Raw genomic sequence first — 23,086 nt, 5'->3', positions numbered from 1 at the left:
CGATGATGGAAAGCCTTCTCATTGCCAATAGGGGCGAGATCGCCCGCCGCATCATCCGGACGGCAAAGATCGCCGGCGTCCGTACGATCGCCGTCTACTCCGAGGCCGATGCCGGCCTGCCCTTCGTGAGAGAAGCCGACGAGGCGATCGCCATCGGCCCGCCGCCCGCCCGCGAAAGCTATCTGTCCGAGGCACGCATCCTCGAAGCAGCCCGCAAAACTCGTGCTGCCGCGATCCATCCGGGCTACGGCTTCCTGTCGGAAAATGCCGAATTTGCCGAAGCGGTCGAGAAGGCCGGCTTCATCTGGGTCGGGGCGCCCCCGGCCGCAATCCGGGCGATGGGACTGAAGGACGCCGCCAAGGAACTGATGCAGGCGGCCGGCGTGCCGGTCACACCAGGTTATCTCGGGCCGGACCAGAGCGAAGCAAGGCTTGCAGCTGAGGCCGATGCCATCGGCTACCCTGTTCTCATCAAGGCTGTCGCCGGCGGCGGCGGCAAGGGCATGCGCCGTGTCGACCGGCGTGAGGATTTCAGCGAGCTCCTCGCCTCCTGCCGCCGTGAGGCCGCCGCCTCCTTCGGCGACGACCGCGTTCTGATCGAACGCTATATCGCCAATCCGCGCCATATCGAGGTGCAGGTCTTCGCCGACAGCTTCGGGAACTGCGTCCATCTCTTCGAACGCGACTGTTCGCTGCAGCGCCGCCACCAGAAGGTCATCGAGGAAGCCCCCGCCCCCGGCCTCGATGCTGCCACCCGCACGGCGATCTGCGATGCGGCGGTGAAGGCCGCAAGAGCGGTGAACTATGTCGGCGCCGGCACGATCGAATTCATCGCCGATGCCTCGCAAGGCCTGCGTCCCGACCGTATCTGGTTCATGGAGATGAACACGCGCCTGCAGGTGGAGCATCCGGTCACTGAAGCAATCACCGGCGAGGATCTGGTGCTCTGGCAGCTGAAGGTGGCAAACGGCGAGCCGCTGCCGAAAAACCAGGACGAGATCGCCATGAACGGCTGGGCCTTCGAAGCCCGGCTCTATGCCGAAAATCCCGCCGCCGGCTATCTGCCCTCGACCGGCCGGCTCGACCATCTGAAACTTCCAGAGGCGGTCCGCGTCGACAGCGGCGTCGAACAGGGGGATGAGATCACCGCCTTCTACGACCCGATGATCGCCAAGATCATTGCGCATGGGCCGAACCGCGAGGGCGCACTGTCGAAGCTCGCAGCCGCCTGTGCCAGCATCGAGGTCTGGCCGGTCAGATCCAATGCCGGTCTTCTTGCCCGCATCGCCGTCGACCCGGATTTTCGCGCCGCCCGAATCGATACCGGCTTTCTCGACCGCCATGGTGAAAGCCTGGTGGCGAAGGAGCCGGATGAGACGACAATCGACAAGGCGGCCACAGCACTTTCGAAGGCCGCGAATGAGGATCCCTGGTCGGCGCTGACCGGTTTTCGCATCGCCGGGCCAGGCGACGGCCGCGTCCGCGTGCGCATCGACGGTCACCTCCGCTGGGGGCGCGTACGACCCGACCTTGAGGCGAATGCCGTTTGGGCCGACGAGAAGACCGTGCTTTTCGAGGCCGGCAATGCCTGGCCGATCGGCCTGCCTCATGCAGGTGAGGTCGAGGCAAGCCAGGGTGCAAGCGACGGCGCCATCCTTTCGCCCATGCCCGGTCTCGTCATATCGGTCGATGTCGCCGAAGGCGACGCTGTTGCAAAGGGGGATCGTCTGCTGACGGTCGAAGCGATGAAGATGGAACATGCTCTACGCGCGCCCTTCGACGGCATCGTTGGGAAATTGCAGGTTTCCACGGGCGTCCGGGTTTCGGAAAACCAGCTGGTCGTCAGCGTCATCAAGGAGGAGGCGTGATGGCCGGCCGCTATTTCGACGAATGGACGGTCGGCGACCGCATCGCCCACGAGATCCGGCGCACCGTCACCGAGACCGACAATCTGCTGTTCACGACGCTGTCCCACAATCCGCAGCCGCTGCATCTCGATGCCGATTATGCCGCCGGCACCGAGTTCGGCCGGATCGTCGTCAACGGCACTTTCACCTTTGCGCTCACCATCGGCCTTTCGGTCGGCGACACCACGCTCGGCACGCTCGTCGCTAATCTCGGCTATGACAAGGTGACGATGCCGAAACCGGTCTTCATCGGAGACACGCTGCGGGTGGAAACCGAAGTGACGGAGCTGCGGCGCTCGAACTCCCGCCCCGATGCCGGCATCGTCACCTTCCGACACTTGACCCTGAACCAGCGTGATGAAATCGTCTGCCAGTGCCTGCGCACGGCGATGCTGAAGGTAAAACCGTCATGAGGCTGCGCTCGCTGCTCTTCGTGCCCGGCGACCGGCCGGAGCGTTTCGACAAAGCGCTCGCCTCCGGCGCCGATGCCGTCATTCTCGATCTGGAAGATTCAGTTGCGCCCGCGAACAAGCCAAAAGCACGGGAGGCCGTGCACGAATTCGTCCTCGGCCATACCGGCGAGACCGCTCTCCTGATCCGCGTCAATCCACTCACCTCCCCTGAATTCGAAGCCGACCTTGCCGCTCTGAACGGTCTTCATCCCTTTGCCATCATGTTGCCGAAGGCCGAGGGGGCCGTTTCCGTGGGCAAACTCGCAGCCTCGTTGACGCCGGCCGTTCCCATTTTGCCGATCGCGACGGAAACGCCGTCCGCGATCTTCGAGATCGGCAGCTACCGCGAGGTCTCGACGAAGCTTTGCGGCCTGACCTGGGGCGCCGAGGATCTGCCCGCCGCAATAGGGGCTGCGACCGCGCGGAGGACGGATGGCCGTTATACGCCGCCTTACGAGCTTGCCCGCTCGCTCACTTTATTCGCAGCCCATGCCGCCGCCGTTCCGGCAATCGATACCGTCTATCCCGATTTTCGCGATCTCAACGGTCTCAGGTCCTATGTCGGCCGTGCCCGGCGCGACGGCTTTTCCGGCATGATGGCCGTTCATCCGAACCAGGTCGAAGCGATCAATCACGCCTTCACACCTGACGCCTCCGAGGTCGCGTGGGCCGAGAAAGTCGCCGCCGCCTTTGCCGCCAGGCCCGACGCCGGCGTCATCCAGCTTGACGGACGCATGCTTGACTTGCCGCATCTCAAACTTGCGCTGCGCATTCTGGAAAGCGCCGGACGATAGGCCCAACCTCCCATCCAATCAGCCCGACTTAGCAGTTTGCTTGGAGGCGGCCTGTTCCGGCTCGAGATAACCGGCGCCGATGGCCACATAGAGGTCGACATAATCCTTCGCGACCTGCTGCACGGCGGCAGCAAGGCTCTCCTGAGCATCTGAGACCGAGCGCTGCGCATCCAGGACGTCGAGCAGCGACGAGGCGCCATCCTTGTAGCTCGTGGTCGAAAGCGCCAGCGATTCCTGCGCCGTCTGCACCTGCCTGCGCAACGGTCCCAGCGCCTGCGTGTCGTGGCGAACGGCCGCAAGCGCGTTCTCGACATCTTCGACCCCGTTCAGCACCGCCGCCTTCCACGCCAGATATTGGGTTCTGGCATCGGATTTCTCGATGTCGACATTGGCCCGCAACTTGCCGCCATCGAAAATCGGCAGGTTGAGCGTCGGGCCGAACGACCAACTGGTCAGGCTTGCGCCGCTGGCGCCCGATGATTTGACCCAGCTCGGCGAAATCGAGCCGGAGAGCGAGATCGACGGGTAAAGCTGGGCTTCGGCTGCACCGATATCGGCCACAGCCGCCGCCAGCTCACGTTCGGCCTTTCTTATATCGGGACGGTTGCGGATAAGATCGGCCGGAATGCCGGCGCGGATGTCGCCGCGGAACACCGGCTGGCCTGTATTCTTGCGCAGCTCGTCCGTCAGCGAAGCCGCCGGCATTCCGAGCAGAGTGGCAATGTGATGGGCCGACTCGGTGAAGCTCTGTTCGAGGCCGGGAATGTCCGACTTTGTCGACTGTACCAAGCCCTCGGCCTGAACGACGTCGAGGCGGGAGGCCGCACCGGCTTTCAGCTGCAGCTGCGTAAGTTCGTAAGTCTGCTGGCGGGATTTCAAATTCGCCTGTGAGAGTGCAATCCGTTCCTGATAGTAGCGGGCGTCGACATAACTCTCGACGAGGTCTTTCAGAAACGTGAGCCTCGCATTGTCGGCCGTCGCATAAGCGGCTCCAAGCGAGGCGATGGCGCTCTCTTTCGAGCGACGGTATTGGCCGAAGACGTCGAGCAGCCAGGACAGGCTGGCATCGCCCCCCGTCGTGTTCGTGGTGCCGACCGTCGTGCGCAGCCGCCCCTTCTCGCCGGATATCGTGTGCGATGCGTCCACGCTCAAGCTCGGCAGAGCGCCTGCCCCAGCAATCGTGACGTTGGCGGAAGCGGAGTTGATGTTCTCGAGCGCCTGCAGCACATCGAGGTTCTCTCTGAGGCCGTGAGTGACCAGCCCGTCGAGCTTCTTGTCGCGATAGGCCGTCCACCATTCAGTCGCCACGACATCGCCGTTGCTCTTGCTGCTCCCCGCTTCGAATTTGGCGGGAAGCGGCATCTCAGGGGGAACGTGATCCGGACCGCTGACGCAGCCGGTCAGCAGCAGTGTGAATGCGGATGCGGCGTAGCGGAGGGATGAGAGTCTTGTGCGAAGCGAGGTACTCACTGGCGAGCCTTCTGAACCGGGATTGGGCGTTCAGGCTTAGCGGTGCCAGCGTTAACAGCAGTTAAGAAACTGTAAAGTTAGGTAAAATCCGGCGCGCCTCAGCGGGCGATCCGGATCAGTTTTCATCGTCGGTTGCACCATAGGACGTTGGCCTCCTGGGAAGCTCCAGCGTGATCGCCAGGCCGCCGGCATCCGGTAGCGACGCATGCACGCGCCCGCCGTGACGCTCGATGGCCTGCCTGGTGATGGCGAGGCCAAGACCGTATCCTCCTTTCGGCACCGCCTCTTTTCCGCGTGAGAACGGCTGAAAGATCCGTTCAAGCTCATCCCGCCCGACGCCTGGCCCCTGATCCGTGACGCAGACCCTGAGGCGCTCGGCAGTCCACTCGCAGGAAACGCTTATGTGCGAATGCTCGGCGGTGTATTTGACGGCATTGCGCACGACGTTTTCGAAGGCACGGTAGATCAGTTCGCCCTCGACCTCGGCCCGAAAGGTGCCGTCGATGCTCGTCGTGATCGAGACCTTCCGCGCCTGGGCTTCGAAGGCCGCATCGCCAAGAATTTCGTTCAGCAGTTCGATGACGTCAAGGGTCTGCGTCTTCAGCGGCCGGCCGGATCCGGCCGTCAGCCTGGCAAGGGTCAATACCTCCCCTACCAGCATGTCTAGGCGTTCGACCTCCCGGTCCATTCGATCCAGCATGGCGGCGAGTTTGGCTGGGCTCTGCCTGAGTACGCCGACGGCGGCCTGCAGGCGGGACAAAGGCGAACGCAGTTCATGAGAGACGTCGTGAAACAGCCTCTGCTGCGCATCCTGAAGTTCCTGAAGCCGTGCGGCGGTCGAATCGAAGTCGTAGGCGAGCGCCGTCACCTCGTCCTTCCGGCCGGCCATCTTGTCGCCAATGCGAAAATCAAAGCGGCCATGCGCAAGCGCGCTCAAGCCATCGCGCAAATGCACGACGGGGCGGATCAAATACCGGGCGAGCGCGCCCGCCGCAATCGTGCTCGCAACCAGGATGGTGAGCCACGGTATGATAGGACCAAGCCTATCGAACGTGAAGCTGGGGGGCGCTGAGAGAGAAAGCCGATAGCAAATCCCATCCCTCAGCACGTCCCGGGTGGTGACCGTGCTCTTCGTGGTACAGGCGCCGGCTTCAGCAGGCTTCGAAAGCGTAAGGCCGAGGGGCTGAGTTCTCTCGCTTGTCCGAACGAAACGCGCGGCGGCGTCTTCGCCGTCGTGGAGCAGGATGTTCTCCGTCAGATTCATGACAATCGCCCGTCGCTCCTGGTCCAGCTGCCGCGCAAACGGAACCGCTTGAAGGAATTTGACGAGCAGGATCACGACTGCGAGGCTTATCGCCAGCGTCAGCCAAATGATCCTGAAGAACTTCCAGAAAAGACGTGGCATTTTCAGTCCATGAGAAGCTGGTAACCCTGGCCACGAACGGACTGGATCCAGGATTGCCCGTCCTCCCTCAGCCCGAGCTTCTGACGGACGCTGCTGATATGGACGTCGATACGCCGGTCGAACGGCGTAAGCGGCTTGCCGAAGGCGCGTTTTGAAATGTCCTGCTTCGACACGAGCTGACCGCCATTGCGGGCAAGAACCTCAAGCAGGCTGAATTCCGTGCCGGTCAGATCAAGGGGTTCTCCGCGCCACTCGGCAATCCTGCTGCCCGGATGGATCACGAGCTGCCCGGCCCTCACCGTGTCGATCGAGACTCCGGCGACCGGCTGACCCGCTCGACGCAGGATAGCGCGAACCCTCGCCGCAAGTTCGCCGGGCGAGCACGGCTTCGGCACATAATCGTCGGCGCCGAGATTGAGACCGGATATCCGATCGACATCATCTCCTCGGGCGGTCAGCATCAGAACGGGGACTTGGCTGAGCTTCCTGATTCTCTGAAGCACTTCGATCCCGTTCATTCGCGGCATCATGATGTCGAGCACAATAATGTCGGCCGTGTTGCCGGCGGCTGCGGCAATCGCCGCACGGCCATCCGTGTCAGTGGCGACGTCATATCCTTCTTCCGTCAGATATTCCTGCAGAAGCGTCGTCAGCTCGACGTCGTCGTCGATGAGGAGAACCTTGTTCATTCGCGTCGTCCGTCATTCATGTCAGCGGTCATACAGCACAAATGGGAACACTCCATCAATTTTACTCAGCTTAACACTAACTTGACCGCACTTTACGTTCGTCCCGCTACTGATCGATATGACGGCATCGATCGGCTCTGACACGACCTGCCGGCGCTTAAAACGGCAAGGAGTGGCATCGTGAGAAAGTCGCTTGGGACAGTTGCCGCCGCATGCATCGCGGCAGCGCTTCTCTTTCTCTTGCGCAATGTCATGCTGGAGCAGGTGGCTGCGCCAGCGCTGACCGTCTCACTTTCGGCGCAGCGGGACGGATCTGAGACCATTCCCGCAGGCGGATGGCTGAAACCGTGGCAGGAAGCGATTGTCGCCTCCGAGGCGAGCGGCCTGCGCATAACCGATGTTCTCGTCGATGTCGGTTCCGTCGTCACCAAGGGACAGACGCTCGTCCGACTGTCGCAGAAAAGCGTGCTGGCCGATATGCGCAAGCAGGAGGCGGCCGTCGCAGCCACCAAGGCAAATCTGTCCAAGGCCAAGCTCAACGCCGACCGGGCACGGCAGTTCTCCCCAGCGGGAGATCTTACCGCCGAAAAGATCGCCGAATATCTGGCCGACGAACGGGCGGCAGAAGCGAGCCTTGCATCTGAAGACGCGGCGCTCGACAGTGAAAAGATCAAGCTTGCGCAGACGACCATCACCGCCGTCGACGACGGCCTCATCATCTCGCGCTCCGCCGAACTGGGAGCTGTCGTCTCGGCCGGTGCGGAGCTGTTTCGCCTTGCGCGCCAACAGCGCGTCGAGTGGCAGGCCGAAGTTCAGGCGCACTACCTCCCGCGCATCGCAGAAGGTCTGAGCGTCGAAATCAACGGACCGGATGATCGGCCAATTCAAGGCAAAGTCAGGCTTGTTGCACCTTCGGTCAGCACCGATACCAGCCGCGCGATCGTCTATGTGGCGCTTCCCGCGGACTTGCGTCCGCGCACCGGCCTTTACGTGACCGGCAATATCGAACTGAAGACCGCTCCAGCCCTGCCACTTCCCGCGAGCCGATCATGTTCGGGGACCGGATAAACTGCGCCGCGACTGCGGCCCAAGGAATCGAGATGGATAATTACGAGATGATCAGCCATGGATAGAACCAAGCCACAGCGTGTTGTCGTCATGACCGGAGTCACCGCGGGGCTTGGCGCACACGCTCTACGGCACATCGCCGCCCAGCCCGACACGCGCGTCATCGTCGGTGCCCGTGGAAATGGACGGAAAATCCCGCGTGGCGTCGAGGTGATACCGCTCGATCTCGCCTCGCTTGCCAGTGTCCGCCAATTCATCAACACGGTAAGGGATCAACTCGGTGATGCCGGCATCGACGTCCTCGTCCTCAACGCTGGCATGCAGTCCTCCACGAGCGAAGGGCGGAGTTCGGACGATTATGAGCTGACATTCGCGGTCAATCACCTCGCACATTATCTGCTGGCAAGACTGCTGCTGCCTGATATGGCCGACCACGGCCGCCTGATCATCACCACCAGCGAAACCCATGATCCCGCCGTTACTCCGATCGCTCCCAAGACTCTTGAGCCGCAGGTGCTGGCGCGCCCGAGCAAGAGTGGCTTCGGCTCGGGAATACGCGCCTATGCCGCCTCCAAGCTGTGCAATCTTTTGACCGCACAATCCTTCGCTGCTCTCGATGACGTCAAGGCACGCGGGATCACCGTCGTCGCCTTCAGCCCCGGCCTCACCGGCGGCACCTCGCTCGGCCGCGACAGTCCGCGCGTCGCACGGGCGCTTGTCATGTTCCTGATGCATACTGTCTTCCGCCTGGTCGGCCTCTTCCGTCCCGAATACGTGGTCGGAACACCTGAGCGCGCCGGCGAAGCACTGGCCGAGGTCTCTCTTGGCGCCGTCACCCTGCCGGCGGGCCGAATTTATCTCTCCCTCGTCAAGGGCAAACCAACATTCCCCGATCCCTCGGCGCTGGCGCAAAGCCCGGACGCCCGGGAACGGTTGTGGCGCGAAAGTGCCGTCATGGTCGGCCTCGGTCAAATGGCAGGCGATATCGGCGAACCGGACGCAGGTGAACACTACCGTGACCGCGGCAATGGGGCCGCTGTCCCTTGATAGCAACGGAAAACAGATGCCGCGACATGCGCAATCTGACGCTCGCTTTCCTGATATCAGAGAAAGAAAGGATACCAGCATGAAACGTCTAACGCTCGCGATGGCGGCCGTCGCGGTTGTTGCCGCAGCACCCGCTTTTGCCGCAGAGGGAAAAGCCTATCTGCCGCCGCAGACAGCGGCCGCTATTATCGCCAATGGAATGCCGTGGTCGGCGGAAGCGCCAAATGGCAGGAACTTCAAACTCACTCTGAACAAGGATGGCACGGGAAACATCAAGGGGCCTCTGCTGTTTCAGCTGACCTTAAACTGGGCCGTCAAAGGTGATGCGATGTGCATCTGCGGCACAATGATGTCGAAGTGCCTCCGGTTCCGCGAGATTCCCGACGGTCTCCAGGCTTGGGATGGGGAGAAGCCTGACCTGAAGCTCACCCACTAGAGCTTTCCGGGTTAGATTGAAGCATTCTGTTGGCTCAAACGGAGTCGGATGGTCGACCGGCCGGCGCGCGTCGTAGCCCAGCTCTACGGCCAAGCCGGCCGGTCGATCAGCCGGCCCGTTTCAGCCAACCCGAAGGGCCGGGCATGTTTCCGCCAGGATCAGAGGCGATCGGCTCGGACGTACCTGGAGGTATGCCCATCGCCAATCGCCTCTGCCCTGACGAAAACCTGCTCCGGCAGAATGCTTCAATCTAACCCGGAAAAGCTCTAGCTTCGCAGGATTTTGGGCCGTCTCGGCCCAAAATCTGTACTTGCGCCCGATTTCCGAGCAGGCACGATCCCGTCCACCGCCCGCCCGTCGGCCATGATATCCCGCGGCTTGACAGCTCCATGGTCGGGCACTCCGCCCAACTTTACCCAGCTTAACACTAACTTGACCGCACTTAACGTTCGTCCCGCTACTGGTAGCAGGGGCGGCATCGGTCGTGCGGCAGGATTTGCCCGCGCCTGTGCCGGAACTGCAAGGATTTGATCGTTGAAAAAGCCGACTATGACATTTGCCGCCTTATGCGTTGCGGCCGCACTTCTGTTTTCCCTTCGCGGCGCCGCGGCCGAGCAAGCCGCCGCACCCGCGCTCACCGTCTCGCTGACGGCGCCGGAGCAACGGGATTGGCCTGAGACAGTGCCTGCCAGCGGATGGCTGAAGCCCTGGCAGGAAGCAGTCATCGCGTCCGAGACGAGCGGTCTGCGGATAACCGATGTTCTCGTCGATGTCGGCTCCGTCGTAACGAAGGGGCAGACGCTCGTCCGGTTGTCACAGGAGAGCGTGCTGGCCGACCTTCGTAAGCAGGAGGCGGCCGTCGAGACCGCCAAGGCAAGCCTTGCGAAGGCCAAGGCCAATGCCGACCGGGCACGACAGCTCCAACCCTCAGGTGCGCTCTCCGACGAGAAAATTGTCGAATATCTCGCGGACGAGCAGACGGCTGAGGCGACTCTTAAGTCCGAAGAAGCGGCGCTCGACAGCGAAAAGATCAAGCTTGCACAGACGACCGTCGCTGCCGTCGACGACGGCCTCATCACGTCGCGCTCCGCCGACCTCGGCGCTGTCGTCTCCGCCGGCACTGAACTCTTCCGCATGGTTCGCCAGCAGCGGATCGAATGGCAGGCCGAGGTTTCAGCACGTTACCTTCCGCGCATTTCAGAAGGTTTGCGCGTCAAGATCAACGGGCCGGACAACGAAGTCATCGAAGGCAAGGTGAGGCTGGTCGGCCCATCGGTCAGCACCGATACCAGCCGGACGATCGTCTATGTCGCGCTTCCCGCAGACGCACGTCCCCGCACCGGACTCTATGTGACCGGCAATATCGAGCTGCAGACCTCCCCGGCGCTGACCGTTCCCGAAACGGCAATCGTGTTCCGGGACGGGATCAGCTACGTCTTTACCGCCGCCGCGGATCAACGGGTGCAAAGGGTCCGGGTCGAAACCGGTCGCCGCAACAATGGCGAAGTGGAAATCGTCTCGGGCATAGAGCGCTCGACCAAAGTGGTGACTTCGGGCGGCGCATTCCTGTCGAATAATGACCTTGTGAAGATTGCGGAGAAAAACTGATGAACTTCTCAGCGTGGTCCATCCGCAACCCCGTACCGGCGATATTGCTGTTTGTGATGCTCACCGTTGGTGGGCTCCTGGCCTTCAAGCAGCTGCCGATCCAAAACTTTCCCGATATGGACCTTCCGACGATCACCGTCAGCGCCACGCTCGAAGGAGCGGCGCCGACGCAGCTTGAAACCGAGGTCGCCCGCCCCATCGAGGATAGTCTCGCCGCGCTCAGCTATCTCGACCATGTCACCACGACGATCACTGATGGCAGCGTCTCGATCAAGGTTTCCTTCAAGCTGGAAAAGGATAGCGAAACAGCGTTGAACGAAGTCCGCAATGCCGTCGACAGCGTCAAGGCCGATCTGCCGGCGCAGATGGAGACGCCGAGCGTCACCAAGGTCACGGTACAGAGCACCGCACTGGTTACCTATGCCGTACGGTCGACCGCTCTCAACGAGACCGAGCTCTCCTGGTTTGTCGATAACGATCTGACGAAAGCGCTGCTGTCCGTCTCCGGCGTCGGGCAGGTCAACCGCATCGGCGGGATCGACCGCGAGGTTCATGTTGATCTCGATCCTTCGACGATGGCCTCGCTCGGAGTTACCGCCGCAACCGTGTCGTCACAGTTGAAGGCCGTGCAGGCGGATACGTCAGGTGGCCTCGGCGAAATCGGCGGCACCCGTCAGACGTTGCGCACACTCGGCGCCCTACCATCGGTCGAAGCGCTGAAGGCGCTCAGAATTCCGCTGGCCAACGGCCAGCAGGTTCGCCTCGATGATGTCGCATCCGTCACGGACAGCTTTGCCGAGCGCTCCTCGCTCGCCTATCTCGACGGCAAACCGGTGATCGCGGTCGAAATCAAGCGTTCGAACGGCTTTTCCGACAGCGGTGTCGCTGCCGACGTCGACAGGACGATCAAACAATTCGCAGCCGCGCATTCCAACGTGCAGATTGATGAGGCCTACAGCACGATCGGGCGGATCCTCGACAATTACGACGGCTCAATGGAAATGCTGTACGAAGGCGCGATCCTCGCGATCGTCGTCGTCTGGCTGTTTCTTCGCGACTGGCGGGCAACGATCCTGTCGGCCGTGGCGCTGCCCTTGTCGCTCATCCCGACCTTCCTCGTCATGTACCTCGCCGATTTCAGCCTGAATATCGTCACGCTGCTTGCGCTGTCGCTGGTGGTCGGCATCCTCGTCGACGATGCCATCGTCGAGATCGAAAACATCGCCCGCCACCTGCAGATGGGCAAGCGGCCTTTCGATGCAGCTCTCGAAGCCGCCAACGAGATCGGGCTTGCCGTCATCGCAACCACCTTCACGCTGGTCGCGGTTTTCCTGCCGACGGCCTTCATGAGCGGCATACCGGGCCTCGTATTCCGTCAGTTCGGCATCACCGCGGCCGTCGCCGTTCTTGCCTCGCTCGTCGTCGCCCGCCTGCTGACGCCAATGATGGCGGCCTATTTCATGAAGGCGCATCCGGCCGAGGCAAGGGATGGACGGGTCATGACCGCCTATATGGCAGTCGTGAAAGCGGCCATGCGCCACCGCAAAACCACGGTGGCCCTGACCGCGGTCGTCGTTGCGCTGTCTCTTTCCACCATCCCCTTGCTCAAATCAGGTTTTCTGCCTGCTTCCGACGATGCGCGAACCCGCATCACGCTCACCATGCAGCCGGGCGCCACCATTGAGCAGACCGATGCCGCCACCAGGAAGGCCGCCGACATCGTCGGCAAGCTCAAGGACGTCACGCGTGTCTTTTCCTCGGTGGGTGTCGCCTCTTCGAACGGCGGCGGGCCTAACGTCACCACCTCGAGCGATCTAGGCTCTGCCACGATCGTCGTCGTGCTCAAACCCATCGATGAGCGCAATCGCAAGCAGTCGGAAATTGAAAACGACATCCGCCAGGCCCTCTCGGCCCTCCCTGGCATGCGGGTGGAGGTCGGCAACGGCTCTAACGGGACGAAGCTCGAGATCACGCTCGCCAGCGACGATGCAAACGCACTCGATACGGCGGGCGCGGCGCTTGAGGAACAGCTCCGCACCATAAAGGGCATTGGAGCCGTGACGTCGACGGCATCCCGTCAGGCTCCGGAAATTCAGATCACCCCCGATTTCACGCGTGCTGCGGCACTTGGGGTAACATCGACTGCCATTGCCAGCGCAGTGCGCGTCGCAACTAACGGCGAATATTCCTCAGATCTGCCCAAGCTCAATCTGCCTCAGCGGCAAGTTCCCATCGTCGTTCGCTTCAGCCCCGAGTCCCGCACGAAACTCGACGACATCAGGAACATGCGGGTGGCGGGCACGAACGGCAATGTCGACCTCGGATCGATTGCCGATATCCGCATCGGCGGCAGCCCCTCCGAAATCGATCGAATCGACCGCATGCGCAATGTGACGGTGTCCGTCGAACTCAACGGCCGCATCCTCGGCGATGTCAACCGCGAGGCACAGGCGCTGTCGGCACTTCGGCATCTGCCGCCGGGCGTCACGCTTGTTGAACAAGGCGAGCTTCAGCGCAGTTCGGAACTCTTCCAAAGCTTCGCGCTCGCAATGGCAATTGGCGTGTTCTGCATCTATGCGGTTCTCGTCGTGCTCTTCCACGATTTCCTGCAGCCGCTCACCCTGCTGATGGCTCTGCCGCTCTCGCTTGGCGGGGCACTGGTACCGCTCGTCGTGACTGGAACCAGCTTCTCCATGCCGGCCGTCATCGGCCTGCTCATGCTGATGGGCGTGGTAACGAAGAATTCTATCCTTCTCATCGAATATGCGATCATGTCGCGCCACCAAGGCATGTCGCGGTTTGACGCCCTGGTGGATGCCTGCCACAAACGCGCTCGGCCGATCGTCATGACCACCATTGCGATGGCCTGCGGCATGCTTCCGGCGGCTCTCAGCCTGATGGGCGGCGATTCCAGCTTCCGACAGCCGATGGCCATCGTGGTGATTGGCGGGGTCATCATGTCGACGCTGCTCAGCCTTATCGTCATCCCCGTCATTTTCACCTTCGTCGACGACCTACATGAGGCATTGAAGCGTCTCGTGCGCCGGTCCGGGCCGCACGATGAAGCCGCGGAAAGGGAGCCGCAGGCCTCCAACGATCGCACCGCGATCGCTTTACTCCCCGAACAATCCAGGCGCGGACAAGGTCAGCGATGACGTGCGGTCCGCAAATGTATCCTCACACGGTTCCACGCCGCCTGACGCTCGGCACTTGTGGCAAACCTCTTCGGTCGCGTTCCTACCCCCAGAGGAACAAGACCGCGGGACGTGTCCCCCCGCAGGCGGTATCATGCCGCCTGCGCGTCCTGCCATCGGATCGGCAAGCATGCAGTCAAGCTCATCGACATGAAGAGAACATAACGTCCTTAGCTGGTCAGCGGCCGTGTTTGGCGCGCCAGGCGGCGAATTCCTCGAGATTGCGCGGCTGCGTCGCCGGATAGAGACCGATGATCGATTGGCCGGTAATGACGTCCGCGCAGGCAAACGGCTCGGTCGGCCCCGCCGCCGGATTAGTGAACCAGCGCGGGCCGTCTGCGGTCATGTAGATATGATCCTCCAGCCGGATCCCGAATGTTTCGGGAAAGACGTCATCGGTTCATTGGAAAAACACATGCCGGCGGCAAGCGGCGTGTCGTTGCCGCGAACAATTAGGGCTCTTCATGGATTTCCAGCCCGAGCCCGTGGCCGGCGCGATGCGGCACCGTTCATCTTCAGTGATGCGGGGTACCGGGTGCGGCCACAACATGTCGCTCTCCTGTTCTTAGCGTTTCTGCTGTCCTCGCGCGACCGGTGCTTCAGGACAGGCCGATCGCCACCGGCCGGTCCAGGTTACGGGCAAGATAGTCCTGGATCTGGCGAACGATCTGGGCGGCGTGGGCAATCGCCAGCCGGTCGGCGCGATCGGCGTCACCGGCCTCGATCGCGGCGATGATTTCCTCGTGTTCATCGACATATTGGCGCGGCAGCCGGTCGTCGAAGGTCGAATAATACAAGCGAAGGATGCGCCGGCCTTCGTCGAGCAGCCTGGCGAAGAAGGCGGTGTAATAGGCGTTGCCGGCAAGCTCGGCGATCGCCACATGGAATTCGCGGTTCGCCTCGATCATCGCATAGGCGTCGCGCGCGGCAACGGCGCCGGCGAAATCCTTCTGGTGCCGGCGGATGGTCTCCATGATCGCGTCATTTCGCCGCCCGGCGGCTCCGCGCGTCGTCACCCGGTACATCAGCGTCAGCGCTTCGAAATAGGTGGGCAGGCTGGCAAAGTCGATCGGCGCGACGATCGTGTTCCGGTTTGGCAGGGTCGTGACCAGCCCATCGGCGGCAAGCCGTAACAGCGCCTCGCGGATGGGTGTCCTTGACATGCCGAAACGCTCCGACAGCCGCACCTCGTCGAGCGGGCTGGCGGGCTCCAGCGCCATCGACAGGATCTCCCGGCGCAGCGCGGCATAGATGCTCTGCGTGCCGGAACCGCGCACCCGCACATTTTCTGCGTCGTTCTGCATGCGTCCCTCCCCTTGATGAGAGCCTTGTAGTGCGTTTTGGCCGATTTCGGCAACGCCCCACGAATTTACAAATCATGGCGATTGAGTCTTGTCGACAGTTTGTATATAACGAACCGACTTTAACGGAGTTTCGATCGATGACAACAGGATGGAAGGGCGTATTTCCCGCCGTAACGACGCAATTCAACGAAGATCTGTCCGTGGATCTCTCCGCGACCCAGCGCGTCCAGGACGCGCTCGTCAACGACGGCGTCAACGGGCTGATCGTCATGGGCACATGTGGTGAGAACAATTCGCTCGATCCCGATGAGAAGCGCACGATCCTGCAAGCCGCCGTCGAGGTCGTCAACGGCCGCGTTCCCGTCGTGACGGGCGTCTCCGAATTCGACACGCGCCGTGCCGTCGCCTATGCCCGCGACGCCGAAAAGCTCGGCGCCGACGGACTGATGCTGCTGCCGGCCATGGTCTACGTGCCGAAGCCGGAAGAGCTGATCGCGCATTTCCGCACCGTGGCCGAGGCGACCTCGCTGCCGATCATGCTCTACAACAATCCGCCCGCCTACCGCGTCAATATCGGCGCCGATGTGCTGAAGGTGCTCGCCGACGTGCCGAACATCAAGGCGGTCAAGGAAAGCGCCCCGGATCCGCGCCGCTTCACCGATCTCATCAACGAATTCGGCGACCGTTTCGATATCTTCGCCGGCCTCGACGACGTCGCGCTCGAAGGCCTGATGCTCGGCGCCAAGGGCTGGGTCTCGGGCCTCACCAGCGCCTTTCCTGAGGAATCCGTGCAGCTCGTTGCTGCTGCCGAACGCGGCGACTGGGAGGAGGCTCGCAGGATCTACCGCTGGTTCATGCCGCTTCTGCATCTCGATGCCGAGCATGACCTCGTGCAATCGATCAAGCTCGCCGAGCAGATCATGGGCCGCGGCTCCGAACGCGTGCGCATGCCGCGCCTGCCGCTTTCAGGGGCACGGCGCACCGAAGTCACCGCCATGGTCGAGAAGGCTGCCGCGACGCGTCCCTCGAAACTCGGCAAGGCCGCCTGAGATTACGAGGCCGGCAGCGCACATGAGCTGCCGGCCCTTCCATCCCTCGCTCTAAGTGACCGGAGCCTTGCCGGATCGGGTCAGGCTGTTGCGGCTGACCAGAGACGGCATCTGGAAAATATGCTCGGCGCCGGTGCGACCCTCTATTCTCGAAATCAACGTCCGGGTGGCGACCTGGCCGAGCTCCCTGCCCGACTGATCGATGCTTGCGAGATTGACGAGGCCGAGCGCTGCGGTCGACGAATTGTCATATCCGACGACGGCAAGATCTTCGGGCACACGCACACCCATTTCCATCGCCAGGCTCAGAAGGGTGATGGCGTCGAGGTCGCTCCAGCAGAACACGGCGCGCGGCCTGTTCTTCCTCGACAGAAACTTTCGCATCGTTTCCTCCCGCTTTGGCGGGGCGATCGGAATTTTAGTGATCGGCGCAGACGATCCCAATCCGGCGCGCTGGATCGCCCGGCGGAAGCCGATCTCGCGCTGGCGAACGACGGAGACCTGGTGCCCCTCACGCTCGCCGAGGCTCAGCATTTCGATGTCGCGATAGCCGCAGGCAAGCAACGCTTCCACCGCAATCTCGGCGCCACGCTGGTCGTCGGCATTGACCGTATCGAAGGCCGTGGCGCCGGCATCGTGATAACCGACCGCGACGATCGGTATCTGAGCCGCGAATTTTGCGATGATGTCGGAAGGCAGGCGCGGCGCAACCAGGATCAGACCATCCATCTTGTAGTCGATCATCGACTCGATCAGCGACGTCTCCAGCTGCACGCGCGCATCGCTGACACCGATCATCGCCTGGTAATGCGAAGGCGCCAGCACGCCGTTCACGCCGGCGATCACCTCCGGAAGGAAGGGATTGCGGATGTCGATCAAAAGCACGCCGATGGTGAAACTGCGGCCCCGCAACCCGCGCGCCGCGCGTGAGGGACGGTATCCAAGCACTTCAATAGCGTCGGTCACCCTCGCCCGCAGCGCTTCACTGACGCCGTAGGCGTTTCGCATTACCTTCGAGACCGCGGCGACCGAGACGCCTGCATGCGTTGCCACTGTCCGGATCGTCACGCGATCATTTCGTTGCAGTCTTTTTTTCTCTTCGATCGACATGAAATCTCTGGGTTACGCTGCGGGCCGTCACAATCGCTCGCAGAACCACCATGGCAGACTGGCGACGAAATTTCTATTGCGCTTCCGAAAAAAATGTAGAACGTTATATGGAGAACGTTCTACAACTCGTCGGGAGGACTTGATGAACTTTCAGCCGGCAGCCATCGACGGCAATCTCGTTTCGCGCGCCTGGTCCGGAGAGATGATCGCACCGCTGTCGGACCGCGGCCAGGGAACGGCCGCAAGCTTCGTCTCCAAGACCTTCGATCATGACGACACCGGCCTTCCGATCGAACTCTTCATCTCGGCGCTCGGCCTCTATCGCTGCTTCATCAACGGCACCCGCGTCGGCAACGATCTGCTGACTCCCGGCTGGACAAATTACGACGACCGCATTGCCTATCAGCGATACGACATCTCGAGATTGCTGAAGTCAGGCTTTAACCGGATAGAAATCTGGCTCGCCGACGGATGGTACCGCTCGCCGATCATGTGGGGCGCCCAGGCTATTCCCAACTGCTGGGGCGACAGGATCGGGGCCATTGCGGATCTGGTCGGCCCCAGCGGCACCATTCTTTCCACCGATACGACCTGGCAAAGCGGGCCTCTGCCGATCCAGAAGTCGGGGATCTATTTCGGCGAGATTTACGACGCACGCCTGGAAAACATCGCCGAAACCCACGGGACCGAGCGATTGCCGTTCGACACGGGGCTGCTCGTCGCGCATGAGACCGCAGCGGTGCGGGAGCTGCGGCCGGTCGCCCCCATCGAAAGCTGGACCGATCATGAAGGCAGGACGATCTATGATTTCGGCCAGAATGTCGGCGGCTACGTCAGATACACGGTCCGTGGCGTCGGCGGCACCGAAGTGCGGGTCGAGCACTCGGAAGTCCTTGGGCCGGAACGCTACTTCGACAATCGCAACTATCGCGCGGCTACCGCGCACACCTTCTATACGCTCAGCGGAGATGGCGACGAGACCTATGCGCCGCATTTCACCTTCCACGGCTTCCGTTATGCCAGGGTGACGATCAAAGGCGATGCGGAGATTGTTGATATCGCCTCGATCCCGATCTCGTCGGTGCCGGAACCGGCCGGCGGCTTCACCTCGGGCAGCCCTCTCGTCAATCGTCTGGTTGAGAATACCATCTGGTCGCAGCGCGCCAATTTCATCGAAGTGCCTACAGATTGCCCGCAACGCGACGAACGGCTTGGCTGGACGGGTGATGCCCAAGTCTTTGCCGCGACGGCCTGCTGGCTGAGCGACAGCCGGTCCTTCCTCAGGAAATATCTGCGCGATGTGATGGCCGATCAGCGCGAGGACGGCGCCGTTTCGCATTTCTCGCCCGACCCGACGCGTCTGCACCCCGGCAATTTCCCGGGCTATGCCGGCTCGACCGGCTGGGGTGACGCGATTGTCGTGATCCCCTGGGTCCTCTATACCCATTACGGCGACCAATCCGTTCTTTCGGAGTGCCTGGGCTCGATGGTGCGCTGGGTCGATTTCGTCTGGTCCATCTCGGATGGCCCGATCGTCCATCCGCCCTCGCATTGGGGCGCCCGCGGCTTCACCTTCGGCGACTGGCTGCAGCCGGTCGGCGATAACAGAAAGCCGCGCCCGACGATTGCCGACGATTGTGCAGCCACCCTTTACCACTTCATCTCGACGGATCTTCTCGCGAAGATCGCAGGCGTACTCGGCGAGCAAGCGCTTGAAGAACAGATGAAGGGCCGCGCTGACAAGATCAGGTTGGCTTTCGCCAACGAGTTCATCACGCCGGCCGGGCGGCTCGCCCATAACGATCAGACATCCTATGCGCTGGCCTTCCTGTATGACCTGATACCGGGTGAGCATCATGAGGCAGCCCGGCGACATTTCAGGCAGGTGGTCGTCGATGCCGACTACAAGATCGGCACCGGCTTCATTGGCACGCCGGCCCTTTTGCCGGCCCTGACGAAACTCGGCATGGACGACCTCGCCGAAAAAGTCTTCCTGCAGGAGGATGTGCCGGGCTGGCTCTACCAGGTCTCGAAGGGAGCAACGACGATCTGGGAGCGTTGGGATTCGATGGCGCCCGACGGCACCATCTACGAACCCGACATGAACAGCTATAACCACTATGCCTATGGCGCGGTCTGCCAATGGCTGTTCGAATGTGTCGCCGGCATTTCGCCGAGCCCGGCCGCACCCGGCTTTGCCGAAGTGATCGTCGATCCGGCACCGATCCCGTCGCTTTCGTCGGTTTCGGCCTATCACGATATCAGCCAAGGGCGCATCGAGGCCGGCTGGCACTGCACCGGCAGCGAGGTCACCTATGTGCTGACGCTTCCGGAGGGGTGCGTCGGCCGCTTCCGGCCCGGCCGGCGGCACCGGAATGCGTCACTCAATGGGGAGCCTGTCATCGAGGAGGCGGCTCTTCCCCCCGGCACGCACCGGCTGGTCTTTTCCCTACCCGATTACTGAGGAGCATACAGTCACACCGTTCAGAGGAGGAACGTCATGACACATCGGATAAAGCTCATTCTTGCCGGCGCATCAGCGCTTCTGGCCTTGGCCGCGGCCAGCCCGTCGCATGCAGAAACCACGCTGTCTTTCCTGATCGACAACAACCCCGACACGGTTGCGGCAGCCGAAGCACTGGTTGCGGCCTACCAGACCAAGGCGCCCGACGTGACGATCGAAATCGAGCCGCGGGCAGGCGGCGGCGAGGGTGACAACATCATCAAGACGCGCCTGGCAACGGGCGAGATGTCCGATGTGTTCCTCTATAATTCCGGCTCTCTCTTACAGGCGCTGAAGCCGGCGCAGACACTTGTCGATCTGAGCGGTCTCGCCTCGCAGGCGAAGGTGGATGAACGCTTCAAATCTGTGGTCAGCGCCGATGGCAAACTCTACGGCGTTCCTTTCGGCACGGCCATGGCGGGCGGGATCCTCTACAACAGGAAGATCTATCAGGATCTCGGCCTCGCCGTTCCGAAGACATGGGCGGATTTCATGGCCAACAATGCCAAGGTCAAGGCTTCGGGCAAGATCGCCGTGGCGCAGACCTATCGCGATACCTGGACATCGCAGCTGTTCGTTCTGGCCGACTATTACAATCTGCACGCCGCAGTGCCGAACTTCGCCGCCGACTATACCGCCAACAAGGCGAAATATGCGGAGACGCCCGCCGCCACACAAGGTTTCGAACGGCTGAAGGATGTTCACGACGCCGGCCTGACGAACGAGGATTTCGGCGCGGCAAGTTATGACGACGGCCTCAGAATGGTGGCGACCGGCGAAGCGGCGCATTATCCGATGCTGAGCTTCGCCATTGGCGCGATCAAGCAGAATTATCCCGAGAATCTTGCAGATGTCGGTTTCTTCGCGCAACCGAGCGACGATGCGGCAACGAACGGACTGACGGTCTGGATGCCGCCCGCCCTCTATATTCCCCTGACCAGCCAGCACGCAGAAGAAGCGAAGAAATTCGTGGATTTCGCCGGCAGCGTCGAAGGCTGCAAGATCATGGTGGAAACCAACACCGTGCAGGGGCCTCCGCTGATCGACGGCTGCGATCTGCCTGCCGACGTACCGCCCGCCGTAAAGGACATGCTCCCCTATTTCGATGCCAAGGGAAAGACGACCCCGGCATTGGAATTCGTATCGCCGGTGAAGGGCCCGGCTCTCGAGCAGATCACCGTCGAAGTCGGTTCCGGCATTCGCCAGCCCGCCGAGGCAGCGAAGCTCTATGACGAGGATGTGCGCAAACAGGCCAAGCAGCTCGGCTTGCCCAACTGGTAGCGGTCGTTCGGGCCAGCTAACCTCGCTCCTGACGGGGCGAGGTTTCCCCGATCGAAGAGGTAGTCATGACCGAGACACGCCCGCACCCGCGCAAATCGCCCTACCCGCTGTGGTTTTTCATTCCCGCCGCCATCATTTACGGCGTGCTGTTCCTTTTTCCGACCATATCGTCTCTCTGGTACAGCCTGACGCGTTGGGATCTCTCGACGGCGCAATTTATCGGGCTTGAAAATTTCCAGCAGTTCTTTTCCGAACCGTTCTTGGTCAAGGGGCTGGTCAACACCCTGATCTATGCCGTGACGACATCCGGCTTAAAGACGGTCTGCGGCCTGCTGCTCGCCGTGCTGCTGACCAGCAATATCTTCGCCCGCGGCTTCCTGCGCACGCTGGTCTTCTTTCCCGTGCTGGTCTCGACCATCGGCATCGGCATCACCTTCACGGTGATGATGCATCCGACCAAGGGCATCATCAATGTTACGCTCGAGACGCTTGGAATGCCTGGGCCGGGATGGCTGACCAATCCGGCGCTCGCGCTTTTTTCGGTGGCCCTGGTCGATGTCTGGAAGGGTGTCGGCCTCGCCACCCTGATTTTCATTGCCGGTCTCGCTGCGATCAGCCCCGATTATTATGAGGCGGCGAGGATCGACGGCGCCACGCGCCTCCAGCAATTTTTCCGCATCACCCTGCCGCTCGTGCGTCCCGCCACGGTCATCGTGGTGACCTTGTCGCTGATCGGTGGACTCCGTTCCTTCGACCTGATCTGGGCTATGACCCGGGGCGGACCCGGTTTCTCCTCCGATGTGATCGCCTCGGTCATCTACAAGCAGTACCAGGCTGGTTTTTATGGGCTGTCGACGGCCGGAAACGTCATTCTGTTCGCGCTGATTGCCGTGATCATCCTGCCCTTCACCCTGTGGTTCAACCGGCGCGAGGTCGAGGAATGAGAAGCGTCCGCCCCTATGTGACAGGCGCGATAGCCCTTGCCGTCGCGGCCGTCATCTTCGTCATGCCTTTCGTTTTCGTCGCCCTGCAGGCGGTGAAATCCAAATCGGAGGCTTCCCGGCTCGATTTCGAACTTCCTGCGCATTGGCTGTTCTGGGACAATCTCGTCGCCGTCTTCAAGGCGCGCGACTATCAGCTCGTGCTTGCCTATTTCAATTCGACGCTGATCACGGTCGTCTCCGTCGCGATCCTGATCCTGCTGTCGGCGATGGTCGGATATGTGATGCAGCGCCGTAAGACGGCGTGGAACCGCGTGGCTTTCGCAGCGCTGTTCATGGGCCTGATGATGCCGCCGGCCGTTGTTCCCACCATCGGTCTTTTGCAGGATATCGGCCTCTTCAAGACCATGACGGGAATGATTCTGATCCAGGTTGCCTATAATCTCTCCTTTTCGGTCCTGCTCTATCGGTCGTTCATCTCGACCATCCCGCGCGATCTCGACGAGGCGGCGCTGATCGACGGCGCCAAGCCCCGGCAGATCTTCTTCCGGGTGGTCCTGCCGCTACTGAAGCCGGTGACCGTGACCAATATTGTCGTCCAGTCGATCGCGATCTTCAACGATTTCACCAATCCGCTCTACTACCTGCCGGGCAAGGAGAATGTGACGGTGCAGCTGACGCTCTATAATTTCCAGAGCATGTATTCGAGCCAGTATAATCTGCTCTTCATGAACATCCTCCTCGTGACGATCCCGCCGCTGATCGTCTTCATTTTCTTCAACCGCCAGATCGTCGCAGGCATGACGTCAGGCGGAGTCAAAGGGTAGC

At 61.8% G+C, this 23,086-nt stretch carries 17 protein-coding genes and 2 pseudogenes; 13 read left to right on the top strand and 6 right to left on the bottom strand.

What is annotated here, in order from left to right:
- Positions 1-2: 2 nt before the first annotated feature.
- The 3 genes from Tal182_RS23320 to Tal182_RS23310 are packed head-to-tail and all read left to right on the top strand — an operon-like array spanning position 3 to position 3,153.
- Positions 3-1,868 carry an acetyl/propionyl/methylcrotonyl-CoA carboxylase subunit alpha gene (locus Tal182_RS23320; protein ID WP_085861182.1) on the top strand — a complete coding sequence of 622 codons (1,866 nt, stop codon included), beginning with the start codon at positions 3-5 and terminating at the stop codon, positions 1,866-1,868.
- Positions 1,868-2,320, top strand: a complete 453-nt coding sequence (locus Tal182_RS23315) for a MaoC family dehydratase (RefSeq protein ID WP_064806785.1) — start codon at positions 1,868-1,870, stop codon at positions 2,318-2,320. Before Tal182_RS23320 ends, Tal182_RS23315 begins: the two co-directional genes overlap by 1 nt.
- Positions 2,317-3,153: a CoA ester lyase gene (locus Tal182_RS23310; RefSeq protein ID WP_064806784.1), complete on the top strand. Its 837-nt coding sequence runs from the start codon at positions 2,317-2,319 to the stop codon at positions 3,151-3,153. The genes Tal182_RS23315 and Tal182_RS23310 overlap by 4 nt, the downstream gene beginning before the upstream one ends.
- 18 nt (positions 3,154-3,171) lie before the next feature.
- Here Tal182_RS23310 and Tal182_RS23305 read toward each other — a convergent pair whose 3' ends face one another.
- The 3 genes from Tal182_RS23305 to Tal182_RS23295 form a co-directional block, all read right to left on the bottom strand.
- Positions 3,172-4,623, bottom strand: coding sequence for an efflux transporter outer membrane subunit (locus Tal182_RS23305; protein ID WP_085861181.1), 1,452 nt, complete (start codon positions 4,621-4,623; stop codon positions 3,172-3,174).
- Between the two features lie 115 nt (positions 4,624-4,738).
- Positions 4,739-6,028, bottom strand: coding sequence for an ATP-binding protein (locus Tal182_RS23300; protein WP_085861180.1), 1,290 nt, complete (start codon positions 6,026-6,028; stop codon positions 4,739-4,741).
- Between the two features lie 2 nt (positions 6,029-6,030).
- The gene (locus tag Tal182_RS23295) at positions 6,031-6,717 is read right to left on the bottom strand and encodes a response regulator (RefSeq protein WP_064806778.1); all 687 of its coding nucleotides are present in this window, start codon (positions 6,715-6,717) and stop codon (positions 6,031-6,033) included.
- A 147-nt stretch (positions 6,718-6,864) separates the two neighbouring features.
- Here Tal182_RS23295 and Tal182_RS23290 point away from each other — a divergent pair.
- The 5 genes and pseudogenes from Tal182_RS23290 to Tal182_RS23265 all read left to right on the top strand — a co-directional run.
- Positions 6,865-7,761, top strand: a pseudogene (locus Tal182_RS23290) (efflux RND transporter periplasmic adaptor subunit); the annotation flags it as partial.
- Between the two features lie 81 nt (positions 7,762-7,842).
- Positions 7,843-8,832, top strand: a complete 990-nt coding sequence (locus Tal182_RS23285) for an SDR family NAD(P)-dependent oxidoreductase (protein ID WP_210422008.1) — start codon at positions 7,843-7,845, stop codon at positions 8,830-8,832.
- Positions 8,801-9,268 (top strand): hypothetical protein, encoded by a 468-nt coding sequence (locus Tal182_RS23280; RefSeq protein WP_245344875.1) that lies wholly within the window; start codon positions 8,801-8,803, stop codon positions 9,266-9,268. The genes Tal182_RS23285 and Tal182_RS23280 overlap by 32 nt, the downstream gene beginning before the upstream one ends.
- Positions 9,269-9,802: 534 nt before the next feature.
- Complete coding sequence (locus tag Tal182_RS23270) at positions 9,803-10,876, top strand: efflux RND transporter periplasmic adaptor subunit (protein WP_085861178.1); 1,074 nt, start codon at positions 9,803-9,805, stop codon at positions 10,874-10,876.
- Positions 10,876-14,031: an efflux RND transporter permease subunit gene (locus Tal182_RS23265; protein WP_085861177.1), complete on the top strand. Its 3,156-nt coding sequence runs from the start codon at positions 10,876-10,878 to the stop codon at positions 14,029-14,031. Before Tal182_RS23270 ends, Tal182_RS23265 begins: the two co-directional genes overlap by 1 nt.
- Before the next feature lie 322 nt (positions 14,032-14,353).
- Here Tal182_RS23265 and Tal182_RS23260 read toward each other — a convergent pair.
- Together Tal182_RS23260 and Tal182_RS23255 are read right to left on the bottom strand one after the other, a co-directional pair.
- A pseudogene (locus Tal182_RS23260) lies at positions 14,354-14,576 on the bottom strand (M24 family metallopeptidase); the annotation flags it as partial.
- 93 nt (positions 14,577-14,669) lie between these two features.
- Positions 14,670-15,374: a GntR family transcriptional regulator gene (locus Tal182_RS23255; protein ID WP_064806748.1), complete on the bottom strand. Its 705-nt coding sequence runs from the start codon at positions 15,372-15,374 to the stop codon at positions 14,670-14,672.
- A 137-nt stretch (positions 15,375-15,511) separates the two neighbouring features.
- Here Tal182_RS23255 and Tal182_RS23250 point away from each other — a divergent pair, with 137 nt between their 5' ends.
- The gene (locus Tal182_RS23250; protein WP_085861176.1) at positions 15,512-16,423 is read left to right on the top strand and encodes a dihydrodipicolinate synthase family protein; all 912 of its coding nucleotides are present in this window, start codon (positions 15,512-15,514) and stop codon (positions 16,421-16,423) included.
- A 51-nt stretch (positions 16,424-16,474) separates the two neighbouring features.
- Here Tal182_RS23250 and Tal182_RS23245 read toward each other — a convergent pair whose 3' ends face one another.
- On the bottom strand, positions 16,475-17,533 hold the full coding sequence (locus Tal182_RS23245; protein ID WP_064806745.1) for a LacI family DNA-binding transcriptional regulator: 1,059 nt from the start codon (positions 17,531-17,533) through the stop codon (positions 16,475-16,477).
- 142 nt (positions 17,534-17,675) lie between these two features.
- On the opposite strand from Tal182_RS23245, the gene Tal182_RS23240 reads away from it, so the two are divergent.
- From Tal182_RS23240 to Tal182_RS23225, 4 genes are all read left to right on the top strand, one after another.
- Positions 17,676-19,997 (top strand): alpha-L-rhamnosidase, encoded by a 2,322-nt coding sequence (locus tag Tal182_RS23240; RefSeq protein ID WP_085861175.1) that lies wholly within the window; start codon positions 17,676-17,678, stop codon positions 19,995-19,997.
- A gap of 36 nt (positions 19,998-20,033) precedes the next feature.
- Entirely contained in the window at positions 20,034-21,317 is a 1,284-nt protein-coding gene (locus tag Tal182_RS23235) for an extracellular solute-binding protein (protein WP_085861174.1), read from the top strand.
- Positions 21,318-21,382: 65 nt separating this feature from the next.
- The gene (locus tag Tal182_RS23230) at positions 21,383-22,261 is read left to right on the top strand and encodes a sugar ABC transporter permease (protein WP_011427665.1); all 879 of its coding nucleotides are present in this window, start codon (positions 21,383-21,385) and stop codon (positions 22,259-22,261) included.
- Complete coding sequence (locus Tal182_RS23225; RefSeq protein ID WP_085861173.1) at positions 22,258-23,085, top strand: carbohydrate ABC transporter permease; 828 nt, start codon at positions 22,258-22,260, stop codon at positions 23,083-23,085. The genes Tal182_RS23230 and Tal182_RS23225 overlap by 4 nt, the downstream gene beginning before the upstream one ends.
- Position 23,086 lies beyond the last annotated feature (1 nt).

Source organism: Rhizobium sp. TAL182, assembly GCF_002117725.1.
Taxonomy (GTDB): domain Bacteria; phylum Pseudomonadota; class Alphaproteobacteria; order Rhizobiales; family Rhizobiaceae; genus Rhizobium; species Rhizobium esperanzae.
Note: the sequence above shows the minus strand (reverse complement) of the source record. Positions and strands in the feature narration are given on the sequence as shown.

Excerpts from the sequence above, each read along its gene's own strand:
- Tal182_RS23320 (WP_085861182.1), top strand. The coding sequence starts at position 3 with ATGATGGAAAGCCTTCTCATTGCCAATAGGGGCGAGATCGCCCGCCGC.
- Tal182_RS23315 (WP_064806785.1), top strand. The coding sequence starts at position 1,868 with ATGGCCGGCCGCTATTTCGACGAATGGACGGTCGGCGACCGCATCGCC.
- Tal182_RS23310 (WP_064806784.1), top strand. The coding sequence starts at position 2,317 with ATGAGGCTGCGCTCGCTGCTCTTCGTGCCCGGCGACCGGCCGGAGCGT.
- Tal182_RS23300 (WP_085861180.1), bottom strand. The coding sequence starts at position 6,028 with ATGCCACGTCTTTTCTGGAAGTTCTTCAGGATCATTTGGCTGACGCTG.
- Tal182_RS23295 (WP_064806778.1), bottom strand. The coding sequence starts at position 6,717 with ATGAACAAGGTTCTCCTCATCGACGACGACGTCGAGCTGACGACGCTT.
- Tal182_RS23285 (WP_210422008.1), top strand. The coding sequence starts at position 7,843 with ATGGATAGAACCAAGCCACAGCGTGTTGTCGTCATGACCGGAGTCACC.
- Tal182_RS23265 (WP_085861177.1), top strand. The coding sequence starts at position 10,876 with ATGAACTTCTCAGCGTGGTCCATCCGCAACCCCGTACCGGCGATATTG.
- Tal182_RS23255 (WP_064806748.1), bottom strand. The coding sequence starts at position 15,374 with ATGCAGAACGACGCAGAAAATGTGCGGGTGCGCGGTTCCGGCACGCAG.
- Tal182_RS23250 (WP_085861176.1), top strand. The coding sequence starts at position 15,512 with ATGACAACAGGATGGAAGGGCGTATTTCCCGCCGTAACGACGCAATTC.
- Tal182_RS23245 (WP_064806745.1), bottom strand. The coding sequence starts at position 17,533 with ATGTCGATCGAAGAGAAAAAAAGACTGCAACGAAATGATCGCGTGACG.
- Tal182_RS23240 (WP_085861175.1), top strand. The coding sequence starts at position 17,676 with ATGAACTTTCAGCCGGCAGCCATCGACGGCAATCTCGTTTCGCGCGCC.
- Tal182_RS23235 (WP_085861174.1), top strand. The coding sequence starts at position 20,034 with ATGACACATCGGATAAAGCTCATTCTTGCCGGCGCATCAGCGCTTCTG.
- Tal182_RS23230 (WP_011427665.1), top strand. The coding sequence starts at position 21,383 with ATGACCGAGACACGCCCGCACCCGCGCAAATCGCCCTACCCGCTGTGG.
- Tal182_RS23225 (WP_085861173.1), top strand. The coding sequence starts at position 22,258 with ATGAGAAGCGTCCGCCCCTATGTGACAGGCGCGATAGCCCTTGCCGTC.